Source organism: Phenylobacterium sp. (assembly GCF_036264965.1).
Classification (GTDB): domain Bacteria; phylum Pseudomonadota; class Alphaproteobacteria; order Caulobacterales; family Caulobacteraceae; genus Phenylobacterium.
Genome location: NZ_DATAPY010000095.1, coordinates 19,439 through 34,734, shown reverse-complemented (window position 1 = coordinate 34,734; position 15,296 = coordinate 19,439). Strand labels below are relative to the sequence as shown.

At 63.9% G+C, this 15,296-nt stretch carries 19 protein-coding genes; 10 read left to right on the top strand and 9 right to left on the bottom strand.

What is annotated here, in order from left to right:
- Positions 1 to 6: 6 nt before the first annotated feature.
- Positions 7 to 396 (bottom strand): multiubiquitin domain-containing protein, encoded by a 390-nt coding sequence (locus VHS75_RS12045; RefSeq protein WP_329638859.1) that lies wholly within the window; start codon positions 394 to 396, stop codon positions 7 to 9.
- A gap of 82 nt (positions 397 to 478) precedes the next feature.
- Between VHS75_RS12045 and VHS75_RS12040 the strand changes: the two genes are divergently transcribed.
- Entirely contained in the window at positions 479 to 700 is a 222-nt protein-coding gene (locus VHS75_RS12040) for a ribbon-helix-helix protein, CopG family (RefSeq protein WP_329638858.1), read from the top strand.
- 97 nt (positions 701 to 797) lie between these two features.
- On the opposite strand, the gene VHS75_RS12035 is transcribed toward VHS75_RS12040, so the two are convergent.
- Together VHS75_RS12035 and VHS75_RS12030 are read right to left on the bottom strand one after the other, a co-directional pair.
- Positions 798 to 1,541, bottom strand: a complete 744-nt coding sequence (locus VHS75_RS12035; protein ID WP_329638857.1) for a zeta toxin family protein — start codon at positions 1,539 to 1,541, stop codon at positions 798 to 800.
- Positions 1,538 to 1,915 carry a hypothetical protein gene (locus VHS75_RS12030; RefSeq protein ID WP_329638856.1) on the bottom strand — a complete coding sequence of 126 codons (378 nt, stop codon included), beginning with the start codon at positions 1,913 to 1,915 and terminating at the stop codon, positions 1,538 to 1,540. Before VHS75_RS12030 ends, VHS75_RS12035 begins: the two co-directional genes overlap by 4 nt.
- A gap of 444 nt (positions 1,916 to 2,359) precedes the next feature.
- On the opposite strand from VHS75_RS12030, the gene VHS75_RS12025 reads away from it, so the two are divergent.
- Entirely contained in the window at positions 2,360 to 3,091 is a 732-nt protein-coding gene (locus VHS75_RS12025) for a serine protease (protein WP_329638855.1), read from the top strand.
- 3 nt (positions 3,092 to 3,094) lie between these two features.
- Positions 3,095 to 3,385, top strand: a complete 291-nt coding sequence (locus VHS75_RS23110; protein WP_414694297.1) for a 4-fold beta flower protein — start codon at positions 3,095 to 3,097, stop codon at positions 3,383 to 3,385.
- A gap of 131 nt (positions 3,386 to 3,516) precedes the next feature.
- Here the strand turns inward: VHS75_RS23110 and VHS75_RS12020 are convergent, their stop codons facing one another.
- Positions 3,517 to 4,233: a GIY-YIG nuclease family protein gene (locus VHS75_RS12020; protein ID WP_329638854.1), complete on the bottom strand. Its 717-nt coding sequence runs from the start codon at positions 4,231 to 4,233 to the stop codon at positions 3,517 to 3,519.
- Positions 4,221 to 5,390 carry a DNA cytosine methyltransferase gene (locus VHS75_RS12015; protein ID WP_329638853.1) on the bottom strand — a complete coding sequence of 390 codons (1,170 nt, stop codon included), beginning with the start codon at positions 5,388 to 5,390 and terminating at the stop codon, positions 4,221 to 4,223. Before VHS75_RS12015 ends, VHS75_RS12020 begins: the two co-directional genes overlap by 13 nt.
- 297 nt (positions 5,391 to 5,687) lie before the next feature.
- Here VHS75_RS12015 and VHS75_RS12010 point away from each other — a divergent pair, with 297 nt between their 5' ends.
- Together VHS75_RS12010 and VHS75_RS12005 are read left to right on the top strand one after the other, a co-directional pair.
- Positions 5,688 to 6,284, top strand: a complete 597-nt coding sequence (locus VHS75_RS12010; RefSeq protein WP_329638852.1) for a hypothetical protein — start codon at positions 5,688 to 5,690, stop codon at positions 6,282 to 6,284.
- A gap of 36 nt (positions 6,285 to 6,320) precedes the next feature.
- Positions 6,321 to 7,715: an HNH endonuclease gene (locus tag VHS75_RS12005; protein ID WP_329638851.1), complete on the top strand. Its 1,395-nt coding sequence runs from the start codon at positions 6,321 to 6,323 to the stop codon at positions 7,713 to 7,715.
- A 237-nt stretch (positions 7,716 to 7,952) separates the two neighbouring features.
- Here the strand turns inward: VHS75_RS12005 and VHS75_RS12000 are convergent, their stop codons facing one another.
- The 3 genes from VHS75_RS12000 to VHS75_RS11990 form a co-directional block, all read right to left on the bottom strand.
- Entirely contained in the window at positions 7,953 to 8,417 is a 465-nt protein-coding gene (locus VHS75_RS12000; protein WP_329638850.1) for a type II toxin-antitoxin system VapC family toxin, read from the bottom strand.
- Positions 8,407 to 8,592, bottom strand: coding sequence for a hypothetical protein (locus VHS75_RS11995; protein WP_329638849.1), 186 nt, complete (start codon positions 8,590 to 8,592; stop codon positions 8,407 to 8,409). Before VHS75_RS11995 ends, VHS75_RS12000 begins: the two co-directional genes overlap by 11 nt.
- A gap of 476 nt (positions 8,593 to 9,068) precedes the next feature.
- Positions 9,069 to 9,299, bottom strand: coding sequence for a helix-turn-helix transcriptional regulator (locus VHS75_RS11990; RefSeq protein ID WP_329638892.1), 231 nt, complete (start codon positions 9,297 to 9,299; stop codon positions 9,069 to 9,071).
- 154 nt (positions 9,300 to 9,453) lie between these two features.
- On the opposite strand from VHS75_RS11990, the gene VHS75_RS11985 reads away from it, so the two are divergent.
- From VHS75_RS11985 to VHS75_RS11975, 3 genes are all read left to right on the top strand, one after another.
- Positions 9,454 to 9,828 (top strand): hypothetical protein, encoded by a 375-nt coding sequence (locus VHS75_RS11985; protein ID WP_329638848.1) that lies wholly within the window; start codon positions 9,454 to 9,456, stop codon positions 9,826 to 9,828.
- Between the two features lie 384 nt (positions 9,829 to 10,212).
- Positions 10,213 to 10,467: a DUF5615 family PIN-like protein gene (locus tag VHS75_RS11980; RefSeq protein ID WP_329638847.1), complete on the top strand. Its 255-nt coding sequence runs from the start codon at positions 10,213 to 10,215 to the stop codon at positions 10,465 to 10,467.
- 8 nt (positions 10,468 to 10,475) lie between these two features.
- Positions 10,476 to 10,634, top strand: a complete 159-nt coding sequence (locus VHS75_RS11975; RefSeq protein WP_329638846.1) for a hypothetical protein — start codon at positions 10,476 to 10,478, stop codon at positions 10,632 to 10,634.
- A 12-nt stretch (positions 10,635 to 10,646) separates the two neighbouring features.
- Here VHS75_RS11975 and VHS75_RS11970 read toward each other — a convergent pair whose 3' ends face one another.
- Positions 10,647 to 12,068 carry an APC family permease gene (locus VHS75_RS11970; RefSeq protein WP_329638845.1) on the bottom strand — a complete coding sequence of 474 codons (1,422 nt, stop codon included), beginning with the start codon at positions 12,066 to 12,068 and terminating at the stop codon, positions 10,647 to 10,649.
- A gap of 395 nt (positions 12,069 to 12,463) precedes the next feature.
- On the opposite strand from VHS75_RS11970, the gene VHS75_RS11965 reads away from it, so the two are divergent.
- On the top strand, positions 12,464 to 13,504 hold the full coding sequence (locus VHS75_RS11965; RefSeq protein ID WP_329638844.1) for a hypothetical protein: 1,041 nt from the start codon (positions 12,464 to 12,466) through the stop codon (positions 13,502 to 13,504).
- A 382-nt stretch (positions 13,505 to 13,886) separates the two neighbouring features.
- Positions 13,887 to 15,296, top strand: a complete 1,410-nt coding sequence (gene selA, locus VHS75_RS11960; RefSeq protein ID WP_329638843.1) for an L-seryl-tRNA(Sec) selenium transferase — start codon at positions 13,887 to 13,889, stop codon at positions 15,294 to 15,296.

Below are 15,296 nucleotides of genomic sequence, written 5' to 3'. Positions count from 1 at the left end.
TGGTCCTTATCCTTCGGTGCCCGGGTTGATCTGAGCCGGCGCCGTGAAGAAGCGCAGCCCGTCGCGCATCTTCACTTCCATGTCGTCGGCGATCTTCACGTCCGAGCCGCCGGGGACGACCTCGAACAGGTCGCGGTCCGCGCCGATTCCGGCGAGCGTCCGCAACTGGGCGCCGGTCCGCTTGCGCTCGCGGACCTCGTATTCGGTGCGGTCGATCTTGATCGTGAACGGCCGCCCCTGCCGGCGCTCGAACGCCTCCAACTCCTCGCGCTCCTTCTGTTCGAAAGCCTGCAGCTCGCGCTGCTGCTTCGCCTCGAAATCCTCGAGTGCATGCGCCTGCTTCTCTTCGAAGGCCTCCAGCTTCTCGCCTTCGTCGCCTTCTTCGTTCTGATTCATCGATATCTCCATGTCTTGATACCAAGATACCATAGCACCAGTGAGGTTGACAAGCCCTGCACCACGGTGGCAGAATCTTGGAATGCAACCTCCCAAAGCGATGACCATCCGCCTGTCGGCCGACCAGGCCGATGCCTTGGAAACTGTGGCGAACGTCGAGAACCGGGCGGTGTCGGACGTGATCCGGGCGGCCATTTCCGAGCACATCGCCACGCGCCGCCGCGATCCCCAGTTCCAGGAAGGCCTCCAGGCTCGGATCGACCGCGCCCGCCAGCTGCTCGACCGCCAGTCCGGCGAGGATTAGCCGCGGGTTGAGGCTCGGTCCTGGACGAAGCCGACCCTCGGAGTTCGCGGTCATCGGCTCGGAAGTTCGCCGTCCGGGCCGAGCGCCCGGCGCTGGACTAGTCCGCAGGTGCCTCGCGAGGGGCGATCACATCAAGCCAAGCCGAAATTTGGGCCGGAACTGGGTCATCTCCGGCGCGCAGGTCAAACACCTCTTCCGCGCCCATCTGTATGCGGCAGAGGGTGAAGGCGTGCGCGGGTTCGCGGCTGTTGTCCGTCAGAATCGCTGCGTCCGCGACAGGCAGCGCGGCGCGGATCGCGCGTTGCGTGCGCGGAAAGCGCGTCCGCAACTTCTCGACGTCCACATTGTGCCCGCCCTTGAACACCCGCGTGAGCACCCGGCCTACGGACAGCTCGGCGTCAGACAAACCGACGAACAGTAGGACGACGAAATAGCCCGACTGCTGCATTTCGCGGATCCGGTCGATCTTCGACAGGACCGTACCGTCCGCTTGTTCCCGCCAATCGGAGAAGACGGTCTCCAGGGCGAATGGCACGCCGGCCGTCATTGCGTGCAGCACGAAGGCCTCCACCCCGCGCTGCGCGACCTGCATCCAGCTGGCGTCGGTATCGCGAAGCTCGGCCGCCCACCCCGGCAGCTTGCCCGCCGAGGGTTCAGGCAGGATCGACATCATCATGCGGTCGGCGTTGACGAGTGGGATCTGGATCGCCGCCGCCAGGCGCTCGTACCAGAGGGTCGATTTGCCGGATCCGTTGTGGCCGGCCACGACGATCCCCAGGGGCCTTCCCGACGCCTGCTGGGCGGCGAGGACCTGGTCGACGGCCTGCCGGACGTCGGTCACCCCTTGGCCTTGAAGGTCCCGTTCTCGATGACGCCGGACTCACGCCTGCCGTCGAGCTCGCGAATGATTCGGCCCGGGCGGGCGGGATCGGCGAAGAACAACGGTACACCCTTGCGGGAGCGCAGCTTCACGCCAGGTGTCACGAGCTTGGGCTTCAGCTTCTTCAGCGCATCCTGGCCGCGCGAGATGTTCCGTGACCGATCTTCAAGCGTGGACCGATTGACAGTGATCGAGGCCGAGCCGAACTGCAGCGTCGCCTTACGGGAAGCTTTGCCTGTCTTGCTGAGATCGCTACCCGCAATCTTGAGCGCGCCGGACGAAGCCTTGCGCGGAGTTCTACGTTTGGCGGCAGAAGGAGCTGGCATTCCAGTCATAGGCACTAGATAGGCGCCGCTTCTGCATCGCTGCAAGATATGTAAGCTGCCTATCGCTGCGCTGGCCATGTTCGACCCGCAGCTAGACCTAAACGCCGTTCCCGCTGTGCGGCCCCACAAGGTCCAGCGCGAGCGTTGGAACCGCACGGCGCTCCACATCCTCAGAACCGCAGACAGGCCCCTCAGAGCCCGCGAACTGGCCCGCAGTCGATGGCCGCGCAGGTGATGGCCGCGCAGGGGCGTCCCGCTGGACGACCACAAGCGCCTCCTGTCCATCTGCTGCGGCGTCCAGAGCGTCCTGGGACCACTCAAGGCGCAAGGGATCATCTACTCGGTCGGCAAGCCGAGACGCTGGGCCGTGGCAAATACCCTCGACGGCGTATTGGCTGGCTGATAGGCAACCGACTTCACGCTAAGAGCGACCGCTCTAGGGGCCGTTCGCATATGGATTTTTCTTCAGTCGTTGCGAAGGTTTCGCCATCCATCGCGAAAATCTTCGTGCTGAACCGGGAGGGCCAAGTTGCAGGCACCGGGTCTGGATTCCTGTATCAGAAGAAGGGCATACTCCTAACGTGCGACCACGTCGTTACTGGCGGCGCCACCGTCCTGTGCAAGTTCACGGATGACGACAAATATATTCCCGCCAAGGTTGCCCTTCAGGATACCGAACACGATCTCGCCATCCTAAAGCTTGATACTGATCGGGAGCCGTTGGTGAAGGCTCCAACCAGCAAACCAGTCATGGCAGGGATGCCTGTATTGTTTTCTGGATACCCACTCAGCCTTGAAGCCCTCACCACACATCAGGGCATACTATCTGCCATTACAGAAGACCAGATCGGCGTGACCACCTACTTGATAGATGGGACAGTAAATTCTGGTAATAGCGGTTGCCCCCTCATGAATGCAGACGGAGAAATTATAGGCGTGGTCAATGCCAAGCGCCGGGAACGCTCGGACCTCCTAAGTAAAGTAGAATCAATGGCCATGGGGGCCGTTTCACTACACGGAATAGACTTGGTAGAGATCTACCAAGCTCTAATTTCCAATGTTCAACTAGGAATTGGATACGCGGTACCGGCTTCGTATATTCCCGAACATAAAGAAGGAACGAGGGGCGGTCGAAAAGCTGGCGGCTCAAAGGCGGCGACTGTCAGCCGAAGAACAAAGGCCTGACAGATGGAATATATATATAAGTCAGCTGGCACCTACTTTGGCTTCATCGCTAACGGATTCCTATATTCTCGCGATGGCGCCTACTTAGGATGGCTCGAAGGCCTCCATGTGTGGGATGCCGATGGCCGCTATCGTGGGCAGCATTGGAACGGCAAGTACATCATTTCGAACCGCTTCGGTGTGCTGCCGGTGCCTCGCCCGCCCCGGGCGGTTCCGGCGGTTCCGGCATTGCCGAACCCGCCCCCGAATATACAGGCAATTGTGCTCCCGACTGGCTGGGTAGACGCCTTTTAGTCGCGCCGCGTTGTGGCGCTGCCAGTACCTGCGCCCTGCCAGAAGCGGACAGACGCTGATCTGCATTCCGGGAAGTGAGCTTGCCGCCGCCACTCACCGTTCGAAGGTTGGCATGGCGCGGCAGCCCGTGGCTAGAGGTCTTCTTCGACCTCGGTGGCCACCGAAGCCGCACCGCCAAGTGCTTCATATCGGCGCTCGGCAAGCCACTGCAAACGCTTGGCTTGGGTTTCCAGGACTCGACGAAGGCCACCCTGCACCTTCCTCTCGGAAATCACTTGGGCCAGACGCGAGATGATCAAGGCTCGGCGCGCAATGCGGAAATCGGGATGGGACCGCAGTTCGTAGACGCGGTCTGAAACGATGCGGCCGCGCAGCGAAGGTGGCGGTTCGACGGTCAGTTCCCCCGGGGGCGGGTCCTTCTCGTTGAGGATCGCCTTGAACCTGGAGTCGGTGACTGCAGCCTGGGTGATCTGCCGTTCCAAAGCATCGAGATGCACCTTAGCGGCCGGATCCTTTCCGGAGGTCTCTTGGAAAGGCGGCAGCGGCCAAACTTCGATCTCGAAAACCTCGAATGGATCGAGCACCGACATTGCGACGGCATCAGTTCGCTGGTTTGTCAGGTGCCGACGGATGCGGGTGCGCAGCATCTCGTTTGTTTGGCCGACGTAGATGGGTTCGCCATCGTAGTCGAAGAACGCGTAGACGCCCCACTTGTAGTGACCGACCTTGCGCTGTGCGCCGATGGGGTCCTGAAAGGGCGTGTCGAGGAAGCGTGCGAGGTTTGCGCGGAGGTCTTCGGTTTCGAATGGCGGGACGTTGACGTCGTCGGGTCGTTTCAGGCCCGCCATGCGACACGGGCCTTAGCATCCTGCTTCGGCGCTGCAACAACACCCAGGACCGGCTCGAAGATGTGCTGCGCCAGGTAGCGCACCACGGGTGCAGCGACGCCATCGCCAGTCAGGTGATACGCCTCATTGTAGTTGCGCGGCAGCCGGTAGCTGTCGGGCAAACCCATGAGGCGAGCGGTCTCGCGCGAAGAAATTAGACGCGAGCGCACCGTGAGGCCGTCCACCACAAGGATGACCTGCCGACTGGAGCCACCGGCAGGCGTGCGTAAGCAGCCGGCGACATCGTCAAATCGAACCTCGGCGCGCTGCACTTTGCGGCCCGCCTCATCAAGACGCGTGCGGCGATAGACCCCACCTACGATACGGCGGCCGGCGCGCTTGGCGGCATCCACCTTTGCCCGGTTTACGGCCGACATCATGTCCAAGAGCTTCTTGGTCTCAGCCTGAGTGTGCCAATCGACGCTGTCCGGTGCCTCTTCAATGACGTCGGCGAACGTCTCAAGACGGCGCTCCGGAAGCGGCAGATTCCACCACACCATTTTGTCGCGAACGGACTTAGGCAGCGCGTCGACCGCCCGGCAGAGCGCGCGAGAATGGAACGGCGCAATAGGCTCGGGCGTGGTCAGGGTTGGGTCGATATCTATATCGGCGCGGACCCCAACGATGAAGAGGCGGGGCCGAGACTGAGGCACGAAAAGGTCCGCGTTGATTACCAGGGCTCCCGCCCGGTAGCCGGCGGCCTTGAAGGTCTTGCAGATTGCTTCGAAATCTCGGCCGCCGTGCGACGTCAGCGTGCCGCAGACGTTCTCCACTGCAACAACGGCAGGCGCTCGACCATCTTTAATCAAGCCTTTGATCACACCCCAGAAGGGATAGAAGCTTCCCGACCGCTCCCCATCCAATCCCGCGCCGACGCCGGCCAGCGAAAGATCCTGGCAGGGGAAGGAGCCCCAAACCAGGTCCGCCCTATCCGGCAACATCTTCGCCGTGACGCCCCGGACGTCACCCACATGTAGCTCGCCGCCAGCGCCCCAGTTGGCCTGATAGGCGAGGCCCTTCTTTGCGTCGAAGTCATTTGCAAACAGGCAGTCCCAGCCCTCGCCTAGGCCCGCGCGCGCCATGCCGCCCCCGGCGAAAAACTCGTAGAAACTAGCCATGCCGTCGGTCTCCTGACGTCTGTTCGGCGAGTGCCGCATCGCGCGCCAGCTTCTCTTCAACTGCTTCGGTTAGCCAAGTATTGCGCGAAATGTGACCCGCCCGACAGCTTCGAAGGACATCTATCGCTCCGAAGGTTTCGGCCGAGAGCCTCAGGTTGGTCCGGTCCAGATCGCGGACATTGGGAGGCATTGCGGAATCGGTCATGGCGCCACGCTGGCGCCCTCACGGCGCCCTGTCCATAGTTCTCATTATGTTCCGGATTATGCAAGCACTGATTGCGGCTACGCTAGGCGCCCGTGCTCGCCGAATCGGAGGCTCGCCTGCCCCTCAAGTGTTTTGACATCACCGTCCGACAAGTCCTCGCGGCCGCTGACCTCGAGGGCCTTTCGGATGCTGAGGCGGATGCTGCCGGCGACGAAGGCTACCTCCGGGGCAACAGCCGATATGAAGACCACCGTGGTTGGGCATGGAGTGATGTTCGCGATGCGTTGAAGGTCGAGGCGCCGCTCGTCGCGCAGATCGCTTCCGCCACCGATTCAGCCGCCGCCGAATCCGCTTTCGATGCGGCTCGAGATCCAGAGATCGAGGGCGCCGAAGTGTTGTGGGGGCTCGACATAGGGGTCGCCGCTGCGGTCATTACTCTTTCGGCCCTTGGCGCCACACCCTTCATCAGCTGCAACGCCTCGACATTCGGCGGACCGCATCCTGCAGCGCGACCGTACGTCGCGTTCTACATCTCAGGAGCGGATCCAGTGGCCCTGATCGACCTGGCAAAAGCCGCCGATGTGGGCCTCGAAGCGGAGGACGGTGTGGCATGCTTATACGCGCGCTGCGTCCTAGATCTGCTCAGGTTTGCAGAACTGGCCGAACAGCGCTCGGCGCTGGCGCCATAGAATGGCCGCGCTTCAAACAGATGCCCGAGACACCATATGACCTTCGAGCCTGGACAAATCTACACGCGCAACGAGGTGCAGGATCTCCTGGCGGTGCCTCCCGATAAGCGACAGGGGCAGTGGCGAAACGGCTATCCAAAGTACGCTGGTCAGCTGTTCATTTTCTGCAACGTCGGCGCCCCTGGCCGGACCGGCCATGACTACGCCAATAGCTGGGACGGCGATGACCTAGTTTGGGAAGGCCGGACCGGCGCCACGGCTGACCAGCCGCTGATGCGGGAGATCGCGTCAGGGTCGCTTCCCATCCATGTCTTCTGGCGGAGCGACAACAGCGATCCGTCCTTCATCTATCGCGGGTTGGGACGCCCGGTCAGCGTCGAGCGCACGATCCCAGTGCGTTTCCGGTTCTCGTTCGACGGTGAGGATGAGGGCGCGCAGGTGCGCGGCGCGACCAACGAAGTGACGTTGCGAAAGCTGCTCGGTGATGAGGGGCAACTGTTTGCGAAAAGTGAGTTCGCTCCCGTCGACCCGAGCTGGCCGGCGCTTTCCTTCACACATCGAAAAATCGCGGACGACTTCACGCAGCACTTCAACTCACAGCGTGACTTCGTGCTGGTCGTCGGCACCTCCGACCCCAAGTCGACGGAAAATCCGGCGCATCGAAGTCGCGTTCTGTCAGTCGCAACGCTGAATGAAAATGGGCCAACAGCAACCCAAGACGTGATTTCAGAACTCGCATGGAAGCAGGCGGTCCAAAAGTGGGGACGTCCTCGCTGGGAGTGGTCTCTCGGTGTCGTCGCGAGTTTTGACTTCGCGGCATTTCCCGAGGCCCGCCGGGTTATGCCTCAGACCTACTCAGCCCTAGGCTATCTCGGTAACCTCGGTCGTTGCGTCCGCGTCCATGAAGATGATCTCGCTGGACTTCTCGACCTTCCGCTCGTGCGCGTCCTCCCGGCTTCGCTGCCATTCGACCCTGCGGCGGCTTCCGACGCCGCCCCAATCAGCCTCGAGGACGCCCGTCGGCGCGCTGAGGTTTCGATCGCCTTGCGCCAAGGCGGCGCTGCCTTCCGCGCAGCGCTCTTGCGGGCCTACGGCAGCAAGTGTGCGATCACGCATGAAGATGCGCCGGAAGCGCTCGAGGCAGCCCACATCGTCCCCTACCTCGGACCGCAAACGGACCTCGTCGAGAACGGCATCCTGTTGCGCGCGGATCTCCACACTCTTTTCGATCGCCAATTGATCGACATTGATCCGACAAACCTTCGGGTGTCGCTCGCGCCTAGCCTCCGCCCGACCACCTACGGCAAGCTCGAAGGCCGGACGCTGACGCTGCCGAAGGGTGTAGAAGCGAGAGCACTTTGCAAGATGCTCCGTATACGTCGAGAGTTGCTGGATGCGAAAGCCGCGGTCCCTACGAGCGCCTCCGAATAACCCCTCCGGAGCATGAAGCCACCCTCCCCCATTTCGCATAAAATCTGATAGGGGACGCGTCGGTTGTCCAGCCCGGACACATAGGTAACAGGTCGTTCCTAAGACATAGATGACAACCTCGGGCCGAACGGGTTGTCGAGATGTTGCGCGCGAACCGGCGGCCGTCCTCCGATCGCACCAACCTAAAGTCCGCCGTCGTTCGACTGACACCACCGCGGGGAACGAGGTGAGTGGCATTCAAAGCGTTTGGTTTGAAAGTGCCTCGAATTCCTTTGGCGTCGCGACATTCAGGTTTGGGAAAAGGCTTCGCATGTGCCCGACGTTCCAGGTGACGATCGCCGGAATGCCGTGCGCTACCGCGGCTTGGCCGATGAGGCGATCGTAAAGGCGCGCGCCTACGCCGCCGCCTTGTGAATAGCTCCTTATCGCTTCAAAGGTTTGCGGAGCCGTCAGACCGACGAGGACGGTCACGGCGCGAACGCTCTCCAGCGCCGCCCAAGCCTCCTCAGACGTAAGTTGGAACGGCGCGCGCTCGCCGCGGCGGGTCAACGTGCTGTACGCCTCGGCATAGCTATGCGCCGCGACGGCGAACTGTGTCGCGTTCTCGTTCACCAGAAGATCCAACGAAGGACCGTGGTGCTCGTGCGCCTCCACGAGCGTCGCGATCAGAACATTACTGTCGAGGAGCGCATCAATCTTCAAGATCGCGCTCGCGAACCATGTTCAGCGCCGCATCCGCTTCGGCGAGGGTGATCATCTCGCCCTTGGAGGGCCGTACCAAGATCGGACCCCGCTGGACCAATCGGCCGGACTTCATAGCCGCGCCCGGCGGCACATAGCCTCGCAGAGCGTCCTCAACAACCTGTGTAGCGGTCATGCCAGTCAGCTTCGCCAGCTCATTGGCTCGCGCGCGGGCAAAGGCGGAGCGAACGTTGAATTGGACTTGGACGGCTCGGGACATGGATTACTCCTCGTCGCTAAGATAGGGTCGCCGCCCCTGTTTTGCTAGCCTGAATGTAGATGTGGCTAGCCACCAAAACAATTGCGGCGTCCGACCGGAGACCAGCTGTCATTCGACTGCCCACACCGCCAGCGAGTCTGGCGACTTAGTCTCAGTCCGTACCCCCTCAGCGTAGGGGTCGGAATAGTCGACGGTAACTTTGCATGCTGCCCTGGCGGTGCTGCGCGAATTGTTCGCGGATTAGCCGCCTGGGAGCAGGTCCGCCGAACGAGATCGAGATGGCCGGACTTCTACTCGACAACGCCACCTCCGCGCAGCGGCCGCTACATTCGGGACGGAGCCATCATTGGGACCGATCAAGGTCGGCATCATTCGACCAAGCGGCCACGGTTTCAATCGGACGCCAACGCCGCCGCAGCCATCGATAGGCGCACTCCAGGGCCGCCCGACTCGTCCGTGGCCAGAAATTTTACGCCGGCAGTCTCAAGCGCCGCCTCAACCCGCGCAAGTGTCGCAGCTTGCATGCCGCCGCGGCCCGCTTCGAACCGCTGGATCGTCGACTCTCCAACACCGGCGCTTTCAGCGAGCTTTCGTAGGCTAATTCCGAGCCCCGCTCGGGCCATCCTTATCTGTGCCGGGACGATCATTTAAGGGGAAAACCCTAAGTTGGAGCGGAAACCCACTTGACGACTGATCGTTTTTCCATCACTACTTAGTGGAAATAGATCACATACATGTTCAGCGGGCGGGGGGTTCCCCATTCCGGGATGGTCGCGCATGGCCCCATCACTTAGCAAGAGTCTCGGTCTTTCTCGAAGGGCATTGTTACAGGCCTCAGCGGCCACCGCGGGCGCACCGTTGCAAAGGGCATCGAAAGCGCCCGTTCATCTCCACCGCTTCGAATCCTGGGAAACCGAACGCTCCGAGGTGGAACGCCTCGCCGACCGCATGCCCGAAGCCGAGGAACAGCTGCGCAAGCGGCTGCTCGACCGTAGATTCGAGCTGGAGAACCTGATCCTCGCGACGCCCTGCCTCGAACTCCCCGCCGTCCGGGTCAAGGCGCGCCTGCTGCTCTGGCTAATGGAGCTAGAGGACCGCGACGGCTTAGACGCCATGCGCCACATCCACGCGTACCTGCATCGCAAGGCCTAGACGATCGCCATCTGGCCTGGCGTCACCCGTAAGGCTTCGTCTCCCAGTTCACCGCTCGCGCGAGCGGCCCGGAGATGGCGATCCGCTTCGTTCCGGCGCGAGGCTTCGCTGCTGGTTTGCTTCCCGCAGAGCTCGCGCCAGCGCGAGCCGCTGGGTGTCAGGCGCCGGCATATCCCGGCCCTATGACGTTGCGGCTGCGGTGGCTGCCGGCCAATCGAACGCTCGCCTCAAAACCGCCTTTCCCGACCTGGACGATGATCGCATCGCGCTCGCCAGCCTCTACGCAGAGGCCAACCCACCGCGGGGGCGGCCGCGCGCCCATCCTGGGGCCGGCTTCGATCTGAAGCTGCTTTCTGAGCGGAAGGTGGCCCGGCGTTCGCGCGGATGAAGCTCCTCGTCGACGAGTGCCTCAGTGCTGAGCTGACCAAGGCGGCGATCGACCGCGGATACGTCGAGAGTTCGCACGTCCGCTGGATCGGCAAGGCGGGCGTCAAGGACTGGAACCTGTTCCCAGTGATCCTGCAAGGCGACTGGACCTTTGTGACCCGTAACGCCTACGATTTCCGGGGACTGGCCGAGGCGCCCGGAACCAAGGGCGAGTATCATAAGGCGGACCTGCACGCGGGCTCATCTGCCTGAACGGCCCGGTGGGCCTCCACCTCGACCAGCAGCTCGAGCTATTCGAGATCACCCTCGACGAACTGGAGCGCGATCTCGACCTGGTCAACCAGGTGCTCGAGGTCACGCTGGCCGGCGCGGAGGATTCTGACATCATCGTAAGGCGCTACAGCTTCCCGGCAGTCTAGGTTGGCCAGCCGTCACGGACCTCCCTTACCCATCTTGTCGGAAACGGAAGGCCCACTCAGGCGCCATTCGCCCCGGGGCTTGAGAACGAGGGCGTAGTACAGGGCCGCGGCGGCGGCGCACGCGAGGCTCACAGTGAAGCTCACCCAACCGTCCTTCAGGCTGGCGGCGGCGACCACAAGCAGCAGCGCCAGCGCCAGGAGCGGCGGGACTGGCCACAGGGGCAGGCGCCAACCTGGCTCCACAGCGCGGTCGCGGCCGCGAAGCAGGCAGGCCAGCGACAGGGAAATGTAGATCAGCGTCACCCCCGATCCCGAGAGCATCAGCAGCAGTTTCATCGGCAGCAGGCACAGCCCCGCCGACAGGGCTCCGGCCAACAGCGTGCCAGCCCACGGTGACCCAAACCGCGGATGCACCTGGGTCAGCAGCCGGCCCAGCGGGCCCGGCCAGACGCCGTCCCGCGCCGTGGCGTAGACCTGTCGCCCGGTCATCAGCACAAGGGCGATCACGGCGTTGAGGATGGCGAGCGCCACGCCAGCTCCGATCATCCGCCCCAGGACCGCGCCGCCGGCGCGGCGCGTGAAATCCGAGATCATGTCGTCGCCCGCCCCCAGCAGAGCCGTCAGGTCAGGCGCGCCGATCAGCACGGCCGCCAAGGCCGCCATCTCGGCGACGGCGGTAAGCGCCAGGGCCCACAAGACCGCCTGCACCAAGCGGCGGCGCACATCGCGCACCTCCTCGGACAGATAGATGGCGTTCCCGTAGCCGTCATAGGCGAAGAGACCCACCACGACGCCGGTCGCCAGACCGCCCAGGCCAACGGCTGAGAGCGCCGGACCCGGCGCGAGCGCCACCGGATGCGCAAACAACTCCAGCAGCGGGCGCGCCGGGTGTGAGAGCCCCAGCACTGTGACCGCCACCAGCGCCGCAAGCTCCACGAGGAGAAAAGCTCCAGTCGCCGCCGCGCTCGCCCGGATGTTGAGGACCCCAAGTCCGGTGGCGATCGCCAAGGCCGCCACCGCCGTCGCTACCGGGGACAGGCCCGGCAGGAGGGCCGGCAGATAGGCGGCGACGCCGAGCGACAGCGCCGCGCATGACAGCAGCAGGTTGAAGAGATTCACGCCCAGGACGGCGAATCCTGTCACGGGGCCCAGGACGCTGCCGACGATGGCATACTCGCCGCCGGCGGAGGGAAAGCTGGAGCCCAGCTCGGCGTAGGTAAGCGCCATGCAGAGCGCGACCAGCCCCGCTGCAGTCATCGAGACCAAGGCTCCCGATCCCGCCGCTTGGATGACGCCCGGCAGGATCACGAAGACCGAGGAAGCGGGCGTCTCCGCTGACAGTGTCAGGAAGAGGACGCCCATCACCCCCATGCCGCGGACCAGTTGACGAACCTGCGCCTTGTCGGTCGGCTGGGCGGAAGCGGGCTGGCTCACGGTCGCCGAGCTTTAGGCGACCCTTTCGGCTTCGTCGAGCAGCCAAGCTTCCGCGCTCGTGCAAGCAGGCTATGACCGCCTGCGGGAGTCGGCCATGCTGGAGACTAGTTCTCTGCCGACTGCCCGCACCGCCATTCACCCCGGCAATTCGTCTCTCCGCGGCCTGTTATTCTCCGAGGCGTGGAAGACGCGCGGCTGAAGCCGCCCAAACTTAGCTCGGCGCCTGGTGATCGGTCATTGGCGCCTTGGCGAAAATGGGATCGGCGCGCCTCACACCGGCCCCGCCTGCCGACCTTGAATAAAGAAATGCGACGCCGGATTTGGCGGCAAGTTCTCTCCACCCCCGGGGTTGTGTTAAGGCCCATCGCGTTCGCTTTTTTCAGAGCGAGCCAGGGGTGGCTGTGGAAAACTCAAACCGGGACATAAATCCGGTGCCGGCGTTTGTCGCGATCTATTCCGACCTGAACTTTCTCGTTCGCAACCCTGTCGTTGCGGAGGCATTCAGGAAGCGGGAACGACGCGCCGTCATCTATAAACGTTGCCACGATGTGCTGGGCAAGCTGTCGCTCGCGTCCGTGCTGCTGGTGATGGTGGCGCTAGGCTACGACCTCACTCTCAGCGCCAGGTACGGCCTCGTCCCAGGTCTCGATGTGACGACCGCCTTTATCGGCGCCATGGGTTTGCTCGCTCAACAGACGCTCATCTGGGGAAGGTTGAAGGAACGCTGGCTCCTGGAACGCTTCGCCGCCGAGCGACTGCGGTGTATCAAATTCCAGGCCTTCGCCGCGGTCTCCGGGGCCTCAGACGCGGCCGGCGTGGCTGCGTTGGCGGAGTCCTTCACGCGTTTGGCGATCGCCAAACTCTCACAAGAACTCCTCGGAGGCCGCGCAGCCCTCCATGAATTCAACCCCGACGCGGTCCAACTCGGGCCAGCGGCCATCACGACAGCTCAGCCGCAGCAGGCTCTCCTGGACGCAGCACAGGAGGCCTACGAGCAGCTGCGACTGTCGGTCCAGTCACAGCATTTCGAAAGTCAGCAGCAGCTGGCCCGCGAAAAGGATCGCGCTCCCGCGCTGGTGGCTGAGTTGAGCTTCGTGCTCGGGGGACTCGTGGCTTGTCTGGCGATCATTATGACAGGCGGCGGACGGCTGTTTGAGCAACACGTAAGCGGGCTGGCCGAGTCGTGGCTGCATTTCGCCACATGGTCGCTTTTCGCCATAAGCGCCGTGACGGCGGTCTATCAGCGCGCGGTTTCGCGTCAGGTCAACGCGGAGCGCTATCTACGCTATGCCCAGGAGATCCGGGAGCTTCGCAATCACTATCCTCACGAGGACGCAGCGGGCTTTACCCAAAGCGTTCGCCAAATGGAAAAGCTGGAACTGCACGAGTTGGAAGAGTTCTCGCGCGAAGCCGAGCGGTCCAGTTACGTGTTCTAAGTCCAGCTGCCGATGCCGCACCGATCGGCCGCGACCCCAGTTGCGGATGAAACTTGATCGGAGACTTACCCCGCCCGTTCGCCGGGCAGCGGCGCGACGGAGACGAGTTGCCGAACGACTGTCTGCACCGCCACGCCTGGTCTGATCCGGTTTCGACCATCGGACGGCCCAAGGCGGAGACCAATTGGCGTTGTTGCCCTGACGACCCCTCAATCCGAATTCGGGCATGGCGGGAGCGAAGCCGCCGCCGCTGGTCCAAATCGCGCGGATCCGTGCCATGTTGGGTTCGCCATACGCGCAATCGGCCGGGCTCTTGGACAGCCTTGGATTGGGAACCATGTCGGACCCATCTGCATCGCCTGCTGCGGCGCTCGAGCCGCCGATGAAGCCGCCGCGACCCGCACGGCTGCGCGATCTGGCGTCGGTCAGCGCGGTCCTGAAGACCGGCATCGCGGAGACACTCGTCGATCGTTTCGGCCGCCAGGCCGCCACCGACGCCATTCGCGCCGCGCTGCAGGAGGCGCGCCAAGCTGTGGGCGGCGGCGCGCCTTCGGCCCCCACCGCCGAAAACCTGGCGGCCGCCGCGCTCGCCCGACTGGAAGCGCAAGCGCGCTCCGACCTGCGACCGCTGTTCAACCTCACCGGCACCGTTCTGCACACCAACCTGGGCCGCGCCTTGCTGGCCGAAGCGGCGATCGAAGCGGCGGTCGCGGCCATGCGCGATCCGATGGCCCTGGAATACGACCTGCCATCCGGCCGCCGCGGGGAACGCGACGACCATGTGCGGGCGCTGCTCTGCGATCTGACTGGGGCGGAGGACGCCACCCTGGTCAACAACAACGCCGGCGCCGTGCTGCTCGCCCTCAACACCCTGGCCGGCGGCCGCGAGGCCATTGTCTCGCGCGGCGAGCTGATCGAGATCGGCGGCGCGTTCCGGATGCCGGACATCATGCAGCGGGCCGGTGCGCGGCTTGTGGAGATCGGAACCACCAACCGCACCCACGCCAAGGACTACCGGGCGGCCGTGACGCCCGAGACCGGGGTGATCCTCAAGGTCCACACCTCCAACTACCGGATCCAGGGCTTCACCGCAGAGGTCGACGCCGATGAGCTGGCGGCGATCGCCGCGGACGCCGGCGTCCCGCTGATGCACGACCTGGGCTCCGGCACGCTGCTGGATCTGGCGCGTTATGGGCTGCGGCGTGAGCCGACGGTCCGCGATGCGGTCGCGCAAGGGGCCGGGATCGTGACCTTCTCCGGCGACAAGCTGCTGGGCGGGCCGCAGGCGGGCTTCATCGTCGGACACAAGGCGCTGATCGCCGCCATCAACCGCAATCCGATGAAGCGCGCCTTGCGGATCGACAAGATCCGGCTGGCGGCGATCGCGGCGACGCTCGAGCTCTATGGCGATCCCGACCGTCTCGTCGAACGCCTGCCGACCTTGCGGTTGCTGGCCCGTCCGCATGCGGAGATCGCTATGCAGGCCGCGCGCCTAGCGCCGGCCGTGGCGCGAGCTGTCGGCACGATCTTCACCGTGGCGCCATGCGATTGCCGCAGCCAGATCGGCTCCGGCGCCCTGCCCATGGACACCCTCGCAAGCGGCGGCCTGGTCATCCAGTCGCGGCAGGGGACGCGAGCGCTGGAACGGCTAGCGGCGGCGCTGCGCGCGCTTGACTGGCCGGTTCTGGGGCGGATGGAGAACGGCGGGTTGATACTGGACTTGCGCTGCCTGACCAATGAAGCCGCGTTTCTTGCCTCTCTGTCGGGCCTGGATAGCCATGCGCTGGCTTGA